This window comes from Thioalkalivibrio sp. ALMg3, from assembly GCF_000381225.1.
In the GTDB taxonomy this organism is placed as follows: domain Bacteria; phylum Pseudomonadota; class Gammaproteobacteria; order Ectothiorhodospirales; family Ectothiorhodospiraceae; genus Thioalkalivibrio; species Thioalkalivibrio versutus.
The window spans coordinates 1-11723 of record NZ_KB906229.1; the positions used below are offsets into that span (position 1 = coordinate 1).

Below are 11723 nucleotides of genomic sequence, written 5' to 3' on the forward strand. Positions count from 1 at the left end.
GTTGGCGAAGATCGGTTCCAGCCGACTGCGCAAGGCGCTCTACATGGCGGCGGTGGTGGCGACCCGGTACAACCCGGACGTGCGACACCAGCATCAACGTCTGCTGACACGCGGCAAGGCCAAGATGTCGGCGATCGGGGCGGCCATGCGCAAACTCCTGCACATCGCCTTCGGTGTGCTCAAATCCCAAACCCCGTATCAAGCCCGCCATGAAACTCCTTGCACCCCGTAGGGCAAGACGGTATCTACTTGCCTGTTTCGGCCCGTGAACGTACTCTTTCGCGGCTGTCGAGCGCACTGAGGAAACCGCGATGGATTACGCCAAGGCCCGGATCAACATGGTCGAACAGCAGGTCCGCCCCTGGGACGTGCTGGACACCCGTGTACTGGACGTAATGGAAACGCTCCCGCGCGAGCGTTTCATGCCCGAGCCCTATCAGGCCCTGGCGTACGCCGATTCCGAGATCCCCCTGGGGCACGACGAGAACACCCTGCCGCCGGTCGTGATCGGCCGCCTGCTGCAGGCCGTGTCGCCGCAGCCTACCGAAACCGTGCTGGAGATCGGCACCGGTTCCGGCTACGTCACGGCCTGCCTGTCCCATCTGGCGGCCCAGGTCGACAGCGTCGAGCGCATCGACGAGCTGCGCCTGGCCGCCCGCAACCGCCTGACCGATCTCGGCATCGAGAACGCGCAACTGCGCACCGCCTCGGTGACGCCCGACTGGACCCCGCCGCGCCCGCGCTACGACGCAATCATCCTGACCGGCGGCATGACCGAATATGACGACTTCCTCGAGCCCTACCTGACCCTGGGCGGGCGACTGTTCGTGATTACCGGTGACGGTCCGATCATGGAGGCCCAGCTGATCATCCGCACCACCGAGGACGGCTGCCGCCACGAGGAGCTGTTCGAGACCCGCGTGAAGCCGCTGGTGGGCTTCGAGCCGAAGCCCGCCTTCGAATTCTGAGCGGCACCCGAGGGGCCCATTTCAGGCGCGGCCAACCTGGGATGAAGGTCCCATGCCCGAACCGGCTCTGATAGGATAGGCTTTTCCTAATATCCTTCCGGAGTCGCGTCCATGAACCGTCTGCCGTCGCTTCTCGCCACCGCCGGGCTGGTCCTTGTGATCTCGGCCCCCGCCGCCGCCTCGAGCCTCCTGGAGGTCTACGAGCGCGCCGCCACGGAAGACGCGGAGCTGCGCACCGCCGAGGCGGAATACCGCGGCGTGCTGGAAAATCGCCCGATCACTCGCTCTGCCCTGCTGCCACAGATCTCCGGGCAGGCCGAGGCCGGCGCGTTCTACCGCGACGACCGCAACCGCCCCGGAAGCGACGACGGGCGCCAGACCAGCTTTGGCGTCAATCTCTCGCAGAGCATCTACGACCGCCGCAACTACATTGATCTTGTGCAGGTGGATCTCGAGATCGCCCGCGCCGAGGCGGAACTGGATTCCGCCCGTCAGGACCTGATCCTGCGCGTCTCCCAGGCCTACTTCGACGTGCTGATCGCACAGGAGACCCTGGCCTTTCGCGAGGCCGAGGTCGAGGCAATCGAGCGCCAGCTGGAACAGACCGAGCGCCGCTTTGAGGTCGGCCTGGTCGCACGCACCGACGTCACCGAGGCCCAGGCCCAGCGCGACCTTGCCGAGGCCGAGCGCATCAGCGCCGAGAACCAGCTGGACCTGACCCGCGAACAGCTCGCGGTGATCACCAATACCTACTGGGACCAGCTCGACATGCTGCGCGACGACGCCGAGCTGACCCCGCCGGATCCGGCCGATCCGCAGGCCTGGGTGGATATCGCCCTGGCGAACAACCTGGAACTGGCCGCCCAGCGTCTGAGCACGGAGAGCGCGCGCGAGCAGATCCAGCGCCAGCGCGCCGAGGGCCTGCCACGCATCAATCTGAACGCCTCGGTCAACGAGAACCGCTATCACGGCCTTGATGCCGGCACGACCGGCGGGGCGATGTTCTTCGAGGGCACCGAAGCCCAGGTCGGGATCCAGCTGGAGATCCCGTTCTACACCGGCGGTCGTGTCAGCGCCCTCACCCGTCAGGCGCGCGAGAATTTCCAGGCCGCGCAGGAAGGCCAGTCGCTGGTTGAACGCCGTACGACCCAGGACACCCGCAGCGCTTATCTGTCGGTGATCTCCAACAACTCGCGCGTGCGCGCCCTGGAGCAGGCCCTGGCCTCCACCCAGTCCGCGTTCGAGGCGGCCGAGGCCGGCTTCGAGGTGGGCACCCGCACCCAGGTCGACGTCCTGCTCGCCCTGCGCGAGGTCTTCCGCGCCGAGCGCGACTACGCCGAGGCCCGCTACGGCTTCCTCAGCGAGTCGCTGCGCCTGCAGCGCGCCGCCGGCCGCCTGAGCGTGACCGATCTCGAGGCCATCAACCGCCTGCTGGAGTAATGGCCGCTGCCGCTTCCAATCCGCGAGCCCGCTGCGAGCGTGCGCGCTCGCGTCTGGTCCTGATCGACCTGCAGGAACGCCTGCTGGCCGCCATGCCGGACGCGCGGGACGAGGTCGAGCGCAATACCGCCCGCCTGATCGAGGCCGCACGCAAGCTGGATATCCCGATCGAGGTCTCGCGTCAGTATCCGCAGGGCCTGGGCGAAGTCACCGCCACTCTGCAGCAAGCGCTCGACGGGTACGGCACGGTCACCGACAAGACGTCCTTCTCCTGCTGCGCCGAGGATGACCTGCGCGCGCGCCTGACAGGCGGCGACCAGGTCATCCTGACCGGTTCGGAGACGCATATCTGCGTGACCCAGACGGCGCTGGAGTTGCTGGACGCGGGCGTAACCGTGTTCGTGGTCGAGGACGGGGTCTGCTCGCGCGACGCCGGGCGCAAACGCAACGGGCTGGAACGCCTGCGCGCTGCCGGCGCCATCATTACCAACCACGAATCGGTGCTGTTCGAATGGCTGCGCGACGCGGCCGATCCGCAGTTCCGCGAACTGAGCCAACTGATCCGCTAACCGGAGGATTCCGCAGGGATGCGCATACTCGGCAACATTCTATTGGGCGTCTGGCTGATCCTGTTCGGCCTGCGCGGCCTGCTGGGGCTGCAGTTCCAGTACGACCATTACGTCATCAGCGGCCTGGCGGTGATCGCCGGCATCCTGTTCATCCTGCGACGCTAATCGAGTCCCCATGCGCCTGACACCCGACGAATACCGCAACCAGGAGCACCGCCGCATCACCCTGCTGGGGATGTCCGGTGTCGGCAAGACGCGCCTGTCCAACATGCTCCGGCGCGAGGACTGGTTCCACTATTCGGGGGACTACCGCATCGGCACGCGCTACCTGAGCGAGCCGATCCTGGACAACATCAAGGCCCAGGCGATGGCGGTGCCGTTCCTGCGCGACCTGTTGCGCTCGGACTCGATCCAGATCATCAACAACATCACCGTGGACAACCTGCACCCGGTGGCGAGCTTCCTCGGCAAGCTCGGCAACCCGGAGCTGGGCGGCCTGCCGCTGACCGAATTCAAGCGCCGCCAGACCCTGCACCACCAGGCCGAGGTGCAGGCGATGCTCGACGTGCCGGACTTCATCCACAAGGCGCAAACGCTGTTCGGCTACCCGCATTTCGTCAATGACGCCGGTGGCTCGGTCTGCGAACTGGACAGCCCCGGCGTGCTCGAGACACTGGCCGAGCACACCCTGATCCTGTACATCAAGGCAACGGACGAAGACGAGCGCCAGCTGATCGAGCGCGCCGAGCGCGACCCCAAGCCGCTGTACTACCGCGAGGCCTTCCTCGACCAGCAGCTTGCCGAATACATGCGTGACGAGGGGCTGGACTACGTTGCCCAGATCGATCCGGACGCCTTCGTGCGCTGGGTCTTCTCGCGCCTGTTCCGCGCGCGCCTGCCGCGCTACGAGGCGATCGCCGAGACCCACGGCTACACCATCAGCACCACCGAGCTGGCGCGCGTACGCAACGCGGCCGACTTCGATGACCTGGTCTGCATGGCCCTGGAACGGGAGGCTCGCCTCTAATGCCACTTGTCGCCTATTCCGATCTGCCCACCTTTGCCCGTCTGAAGAGCGAGGGCGAGACCGTACTGCCCAGCGACTTCGCGCAGCAGCAGGAGATCCGTGCGCTGCACATCGGGCTGCTGAACATGATGCCGGACGCCGCCCTGTCGGCCACCGAACGTCAGTTCTTTCGCCTGATCGGCGAGAGTAACCAGATCGCGCAGTTCTATATCCACCCGTTCACCCTGCCGCAGCTCAAGCGCGGGCCGAAGGGGCGCGATCACATCAAGCAGTACTACGAGGACTTCGAGGACCTGAAGAAAGAGGGTCTCGACGCGCTGATCATCACCGGGGCCAACGTCACCCAGCCGGACCTGGCACTGGAGCCATTCTGGGAGCCGCTGGCCGAGGTGGTGGACTGGGCCTGGGAAAACGTGACCTCGACGCTTTGCTCCTGCCTCGCCACCCACGCCGTGCTGCAGGCACGCTACGGCGAGCGCCGCGTGCACATGGGCGAGAAGCTGTGGGGCGTGTTCCCGCACCGGGTGGTGGACCGCGGGCACCCGCTGGTCACCGGCGTCAACACCCGCTTCGATGTGCCGCACTCGCGCTACAACGATGTCTCGCGCGAGCAATTCGAACGCCACGGCCTGCGCGTACTGGTGGAGAGCGAGCAGTCCGGGATCCACCTGGGTGCCTCGCCGGACGGCTTCCGCATGGTCTTCTTCCAGGGCCACCCGGAGTACGACTCCATCAGCCTGCTCAAGGAATACAAGCGCGAGGTCGTGCGCTACATCCAGGGCGAACGCGACGCCTACCCGCCGCTACCGGAGAACTACCTGATGCCGCAGGCCGCCGCGATCCTCGGCGAGCATCGCGAGCAGGTCGAGGCCGCGCTGGAGCACTGCACCGAGATCCCAGCGCTGCCCGAGGCGCTGCTGCTGGACCGCCTGGACAACACCTGGCACGACACCGCGCTGGCGGTGATCAACAACTGGCTGGGCAACGTTTATCAGCTGACCAACCTCGACCGGCGCAAGCCGTTCCGCGACAGCGTCGATCCGAGCGACCCCTTGGCCGGACGGCGTTAGTCAGCCGCCGTCATTGCGAGGAGCGCAGCGACGCGGCAATCTCCCACCGGAGCCACCGGGACCTGGCGCGTTGCCAACTTCGGGAGGTTGCCACGTCGCCTTCGGCTCCTCGCAATGACCGGGGGGCACCGCAACGGAAGGACTCCATGGCCGAACATGACCCGGACAAGCTGCCGCGCCCGCTGATCTCCCTGTACGAGACCATCGCCGGGGACGAGGACGCCCGCGTCTGCAAGGACATCCCGGAAAACGCCTGCAACGCCCAGCCGACTAACTTTTTCGTCCACCTGGTCTCCAACACCCTGAGCAAGATCGGCGACGAGCTGGCCTCGGCCCGCCTGGTCCTCGCCTGGCTATTGGGCGCCCTGGGGGCCCCGGCCGCCTTCGCCGGCTTCCTGGTCCCGATCCGCGAGTCCGGCTCGCTGCTGCCGCAGTTGTTCGTGGCCGCCGCCATCCGGCGGCGGGCCATCCGCAAGGGCTTCTGGATCCTCGGCAGCCTGCTCTCCGGGCTCGCGGTGGCCGGCATGGCCGTGGTCGCGCTGACCCTGGAGGGTGCAGCCGCCGGCTGGGCCATTCTCGGGCTACTGGTGGTCTTTGCGCTTTCGCGCGGGATCAACTCGGTCGCGGCCAAGGATGTGCTGGGCAAGACCATCGCCAAGCATCGCCGCGGCACGGTGATGGGCTACGCCGCGTCGCTGGCCGGGTTCTTCACCCTGGGGCTGGGCATCTACCTCACTCTCGCGAACCTGGAAGAGGCCGGCATTGGCGTGTTCGTGGCCCTGCTGGCCGCCTCGGCCGGGGCCTGGTGGGTCGCCGCCGCGACCTTCACCCGGCTGCGCGAGGATCCGGGTGCCACCGAGGGTGGCGGCAACGCCGTCACCGAAGCCATCAAGTCGATGCGCCTGCTGTGGACCGACCGCGCCTTCGGTCACTTCGTCCTGACCCGCGCGCTGCTGATGAGCACGGCCCTGGCACTCCCCTTCTACGTCCTGCTCGCGGAGGACGCGACCGCCGGTGATCTGGGCACCCTGGGCCTGCTGATCCTCGCCAGCGGCCTGGCCTCGGCCGTCAGCGCCCCGGTCTGGGGCCGGCTGTCCGACCGCTCCGCCCGCTGGGTCCTGATCCTCTCGGGACTCCTTGCAGCCGGCCTCGGCATCGCGGTCGCCCTGAGCGTTTGGCTGGCTCCAGTGGGTACGGACCACGCGCTGGTTCCTGGCGGCTGGGTCTATGCGACCCTGTTCTTCCTGCTCGGGGTCAGCCATGCCGGCGTGCGTCTGGGCCGCAAGACGTACCTGGTCGACATGGCAACCCAGGAAACGCGCGCCGCGTTCACCGCCGTCAGCAACACCGTCATCGGCGGCCTGCTACTGATCGGCGGCCTGTTCGGGCTGCTGGCCCAGCTGGCCGGCACCGAAGTCGCCATTTTCGTGCTCGCGCTGATGAGCCTCGCCGGCGCCGTGAGCGCCTGGCTCATGGGCGAAGCCTGACGCCCGCCTCGTCCCCGCCGACTCCGCCGGCTGGCCACGGCTCGTCGTCGGTGTTTACATGCCTTCGCCCAGCCGCCTGCCTAGTTGTGGCTGGTCCGGGTTCGTCCTCCGGTGTTTACGGTGCCTTCGTCCGGCCGCCTGCCACGCGCTCTCTCGCGAGCGCACCGCGAGGTACTTCTTTGCTCGTGCAAAGAAGTACCCAAGAAACACGCCCGACTGCCGCGACCCCGGCCCGCTGCGCGGGCCGGGGGTTCCCTCGCTCCGAGGCTTTTCGCGGGCGGCGCTGAACTCGCTGCGCCTGCGGCTCCGCTCAGACATCCAGCGCCTTGAATCCCGCGAAAAGCCTCTCCACTCGGCGCGACGACAACGGGGAGGCAGGTCAAAACAACGGCTATCCCAGCGTTCTTGCCAGTGGATGATGGCTAGGTCTTCATACATCTTCGGCACGCGTGGCCTTTGGCCATGGCGTGCCGCGCCCGCGTGGCGGGCGCCGGGGGGTAGGGGCGTAGGATGTGATGAGCGCAGCGAATCGCATCAGGGTTTCGCACGGCGTGGGAGATGGTGCGTTTCGCTGGGCTCAACCGCACCCTACGAGATGCCGCCTGTTTTGACCTTCTCCTCCCGTATGGAGCCCCTCGCGGAGGGCGTGATGGGCCGGAAGAAGGCGCTGGATGTCTGAGCGAAGCCGTAGGCGTAGCGAGTTCAGCGCCGCCGGCCCAGCGCGTCCGGAGCGAGGTTCCCGGGCGAAATCCGGGTGCCCTTCTTTGGGTCCTTTCTTGGGCAAGCAAGAAAGGACCTCGCGGTGCGCTCGCGAGAGAGCGCGTGGCAGGCGGCGGACCGGAGCCACCGCAAACACCAGATGCCGAACCATGGTCTGCCACAACGCGGCAGGAGGCCCGACGAAGGCACCGTAAACACCGACGACGAACCAGGGCCAGCCTCTCCCGGAAGGCGGTAGAAAGAATGCGATTCCTGCTCCGGGATGGCGAGCCTGAAAGGCCTCACGGTGCGCGCTACGGCACGCCAAGGTGATAGTCTTGACGCCCGCAACAACACTTGCTCGCGACCGGAATTCGAATGGCACTTCTCACCCTGCGCAACATCCACCTGGCCTACGGCATGGCCTCCCTGCTCGATGGCGTCAACATGAGCCTGGAGCCCGGCGAACGCGTCGCGATCGCCGGGCGCAACGGCGAGGGCAAGTCCACCCTGCTCAAGGTCATCACCGGCGAAGCCCAGGCCGATTCCGGCGAACTGACCCGCCAGGATGGCCTGACCACCGCCTACCTGACCCAGGAACTACCGCCCGGAATCGAAGGGACGGTCTTTGACGTGGTCGCCGAGGGCCTCGGCGAGGCCGGCCGGTTGCTGGAACGCTTCCACCACCTGAGCCAGGCCGCTGCATCGGGTGACATGGACGCCCTGGACAAGATGGGGCCGGTGCAATCGAAACTCGACGCCATCGACGGCTGGAGCCTGCAGAACCGGGTAGAGACCACGATTTCGCACCTGAGCCTGGATCCCGAGGCGCAGTTCGCCGCGCTGTCGGGCGGGCTGAAGCGACGGGTGTGGCTGGCGCGCGAGCTGGTGCAACGCCCGCAATTGCTGCTGCTCGACGAACCCACCAACCACCTGGACGTGGCCGCGATCCGCTGGCTGGAACAGTTCCTGATCGAGAGCGGACTGACCGTGGTGTTCATCAGCCATGATCGCCAGTTCATGGAGAGCGTGGCCACGCGCATCCTGGAGCTGGACCGCGGGCATCTGTACGAGCACCCACCATCCATCGAGGCCTTCCGCGAGCGCCAGGCCGAAAGGCTGGAAACGGAGGCGACCCAGCGCGCGGAGTTCGACCGCAAGCTGGCCCAGGAGGAGGTCTGGGTGCGCCAGGGCATCAAGGCGCGACGCACCCGCAACGAAGGCCGCGTGCGGGCACTCCAGGCATTGCGTCGCAAGCGTGCCGAACGCCGTGAACGCGGCGGCCAGGTAAAGATGAAGCTGAGTCCGGAGCAGCGCTCCGGACGCCTGGTGATCGAGGCGGAACACGCCGATTTCGGCTACGACACGCCCATCGTGCGCGACGTGAACCTGCTGCTGCAGCGCGGGGATGCCCTGGGCATCGTCGGACCCAACGGGGCCGGCAAGACCACCCTGCTGCGCGGACTCCTGGGCCAGATGGAGCCGCTCGCAGGCAGCGTCAAGCTGGGGACCCAGCTGGAGATCGCCTACTTCGATCAGGCCCGTGCCCGTCTGGACGAGGCGACCACGGTTCAGGATGCGGTCGGCGAGGGCCGCGACCGGGTCATGGTCAACGGCGAGAGCCGCCACATCCTGTCCTATCTGGAAGACTTCCTGTTCCCGCCCGCGCGTGCCCGCCAGCCGGTATCGGCGCTGTCCGGGGGCGAGCGCAACCGCCTGCTGCTGGCGAAGCTGTTCCTGCGCCCGGCGAACCTGCTGGTGCTCGACGAGCCGACCAACGACCTGGACGTGGAGACGCTGGAGCTGCTGGAGCAGCTGCTGATCGAGTACACCGGCACCGTTATCGTGGTCAGTCACGACCGCTCTTTCCTCGACAACGTCGCGACCTCCACCCTGGTCCTGCCGGGCGATGGCGCGGTCGAGGAGTTCGTCGGCGGCTGGTCCGACCTGCCCGAACGGGTCACCCGGCGCCTGCTGGAGGGCGAGTCCGGAGCGACCGCGAAGGCCGAGCCCGCGGCCAAACCCGCGGCGCCCGCACCCGAGCCGGCACCGACGATCCCACGCAAACGGTCCTACAAGACCGCGCGCGAACTGGAGGCCCTGCCGGCACAGATCGAGGCCCTGGAACAGGAACAGCAAAGCCTGACCACGGCCATGACCGAGCCGGATGCCCTGCGCGACGGTGACCGCATGCGCGAACTGCAGGCGCGGCTCGAAACCGTCGAGTCAGAACTGGCCCACTGCTACGAGCGCTGGGAACAGCTGGAATCCGACTAAGCCCCGGCACGTCCACCCTCCGGCGACTCCCTGAATAACCGGCTCAACTCTGAGCGCGGCCGGCCGTAACAGGGGTTGAATCACCACCTTTCGAGTCCGCGGTCGTAATGGCCGCGGCCGGTTCGTGAAGCGCCGGACACAAGGCGCCCAGAAGGAGTCATCGCATGCTGGACAAACTCTCCATTCGGGGGCTGCTGATTGCCGGCTTTGGCCTGGTGGTCGCCATCCTGATCATCAACTCCCTGCTGGCCCTGCGCGCGATGAGTACGGGCAGCCAAGGGGTTGAACAGCTCACCCAGGCCGACTACCCGGCGGTGGCCCGGGTCAATGACGTCGAGCAATTGCTGCAGGAGAGCGCTGCGTTTCTCGGGTTCTACCTGATGAGCGAGGAGCAGTCCCACCGCGACGCGTGGCAAAACGCGATGCGTGACCTCGATGGCGCAACCCGCGCCCTGAACGACAACCCGGTGATCGCTGCCGACGAGGAACTGTCCGCCAGCGCAACCGAGGTCCGCCGCCTGGTCAACCAGTTCGCCAGCTTCGAGGACCGACTGATCGAGGTTGCCGAAAACGCCGCCGAAAACATGCCGGCGCTGGGAATCGCCAATGCCCGGGCCAACCCTGCCAGCCGCGAGATGACCCAGCAGACCAACATGATGATCAGCGCCGAGATGGGCCTCCCGCGCTTCCAGCGGTCCTGGGATCGTCTCGACACCCTGCATGACCTGCGCATGTCGGTGGTGCAGGTCACCTCGAACCTGCGCGGTTTTATCGCCTTCCGTGACGATGCCTTCCGCGAGAATGTCCGACTGTTCGCGACTCGCACCAACGACATCACCGCACAGCTGATGGACCAGTTCGACGAGCTGGACTTCGAACAGCAGATCGCGCTGGAGGACTTTCAGGGGGCGCTGGACACCCAGAACACGGCGCTGGATGACCTGATCGAGATCCACGGCAGCGAACAGGCGCTGCAAGACGCCTACCTGATCCGTACCGAGATCGGGCCCGTGCTGATCGAGGCGCGTGACCACCTGCAGGGACTCAGCGAGCGGATTACCAATCGCGCCGAGCGCAGCGCCGCCGCCCTGACCGCCGACATGCGCGCGACCCAGACCACCCAGGGCGTACTGGCCCTGATTGGCGTGATTCTGGGCTTGGCCGGCGCGGTGTTCATCATCCTGGTGGTCCGGCGCGCCCTGGCCCACTCGACCGCGGCACTCGAGGAGATCGCGGACGGCGACGGCGACCTGAGCCGCCGCCTGGACGAGAACGGCCTGATCGAAACCGCACAGCTGGGCCGGGCCTTCAACCGCTTCACCGACAAGATTGCCCAGGCCATCGGCAATGCCCGCGGCGGCACCGAGACGCTGAATCGCGCCACCGAGAACCTGAACCAGGAGGCCTACCAGGCCCGCGAGGCCGTCTCGCGCCAGCGCGACGAGACCGACCGCGTCGCCACCGCGATCAACGAACTGCAAAGCAGCGCCGAGGAGATCGCCCGCAACACCGATGCGACCTCCCAGGCGGGCCAGGAGGCCGGGAATGCAGTGAACAACGGCTCCGAGGTGATGAGCAAGAACATCGAGTCCATGGCCTCGCTGCTCGGGACGGTCGAACAGGCGGCCGACACCGTGGCCAAGCTGGGCGAGGACTCGAAACAGATCGGGACCATCCTCGAGGTGATCCGCGGCGTGGCCGAACAGACCAACCTGCTGGCCCTGAACGCGGCCATCGAGGCCGCCCGCGCCGGTGAACACGGCCGCGGCTTCGCGGTGGTGGCCGACGAGGTACGCAAGCTGGCGACCCGTACGCAGGAATCCACCGACGAGATCGAGACCATGATCGCGCGCCTGCAGTCCGCCACCACCAGCGCGGTGAAGGCCATGCAGCACGGCCAGGAAGAGGCCGAGGCCACCATGGAGCACACCTCCGAGGTGAACGGTGCCCTGCAACAGATCCGCCAGTCGGTGACCACGATCGTGGAGATGACCGAGCAGATCGCGGTCGCCTCGCGCGAACAGAGCACGGTAGTCGAGGACATCAACCGCAACATCGTGCAGATCTCCGACGAGGCGGATCAGTCGGCTAATACCGCCGACCGCGTCAGCGCCGCCTCCGACGAGCTCAAGCAGGTAGAGAAGGAGATCCAGCAGGCACTGGCCCAGTTCCGGCTCTGACCGGGC

11 protein-coding genes are annotated in these 11723 nt (G+C 67.1%); all 11 read left to right on the forward strand.

Annotated features, from left to right (window positions below; genetic code table 11):
* Positions 1-232 (forward strand): transposase (locus F622_RS0110540; RefSeq protein WP_026331568.1); only part of this gene is annotated, 232 nt, incomplete at its 5' end.
* Positions 233-311: 79 nt separating this feature from the next.
* Positions 312-968 carry a protein-L-isoaspartate O-methyltransferase gene (locus F622_RS0110545; protein WP_018144765.1) on the forward strand — a complete coding sequence of 219 codons (657 nt, stop codon included), beginning with the start codon at positions 312-314 and terminating at the stop codon, positions 966-968.
* 111 nt (positions 969-1079) lie between these two features.
* Complete coding sequence (locus tag F622_RS0110550) at positions 1080-2408, forward strand: TolC family outer membrane protein (RefSeq protein WP_018169244.1); 1329 nt, start codon at positions 1080-1082, stop codon at positions 2406-2408.
* Entirely contained in the window at positions 2408-2977 is a 570-nt protein-coding gene (locus F622_RS0110555; RefSeq protein ID WP_018169245.1) for an isochorismatase family protein, read from the forward strand. Before F622_RS0110550 ends, F622_RS0110555 begins: the two co-directional genes overlap by 1 nt.
* An 18-nt stretch (positions 2978-2995) precedes the next feature.
* A complete protein-coding gene (locus tag F622_RS14140; RefSeq protein WP_018144768.1) occupies positions 2996-3142 on the forward strand; it encodes a hypothetical protein in 147 nt (48 codons plus the stop codon).
* Positions 3143-3152: 10 nt separating this feature from the next.
* Entirely contained in the window at positions 3153-4004 is an 852-nt protein-coding gene (locus tag F622_RS0110565) for a hypothetical protein (protein ID WP_018144769.1), read from the forward strand.
* Entirely contained in the window at positions 4004-5074 is a 1071-nt protein-coding gene (locus tag F622_RS0110570; RefSeq protein WP_018169246.1) for a homoserine O-succinyltransferase, read from the forward strand. Before F622_RS0110565 ends, F622_RS0110570 begins: the two co-directional genes overlap by 1 nt.
* A gap of 146 nt (positions 5075-5220) precedes the next feature.
* A complete protein-coding gene (locus tag F622_RS0110575) occupies positions 5221-6561 on the forward strand; it encodes an MFS transporter (protein WP_019571910.1) in 1341 nt (446 codons plus the stop codon).
* A 415-nt stretch (positions 6562-6976) separates the two neighbouring features.
* Entirely contained in the window at positions 6977-7240 is a 264-nt protein-coding gene (locus F622_RS14215; protein WP_082119051.1) for a hypothetical protein, read from the forward strand.
* A gap of 398 nt (positions 7241-7638) precedes the next feature.
* Positions 7639-9537 (forward strand): ATP-binding cassette domain-containing protein, encoded by a 1899-nt coding sequence (locus F622_RS0110580; RefSeq protein ID WP_019571911.1) that lies wholly within the window; start codon positions 7639-7641, stop codon positions 9535-9537.
* A gap of 164 nt (positions 9538-9701) precedes the next feature.
* Positions 9702-11717 carry a methyl-accepting chemotaxis protein gene (locus tag F622_RS0110585; protein ID WP_018169250.1) on the forward strand — a complete coding sequence of 672 codons (2016 nt, stop codon included), beginning with the start codon at positions 9702-9704 and terminating at the stop codon, positions 11715-11717.
* Positions 11718-11723 lie beyond the last annotated feature (6 nt).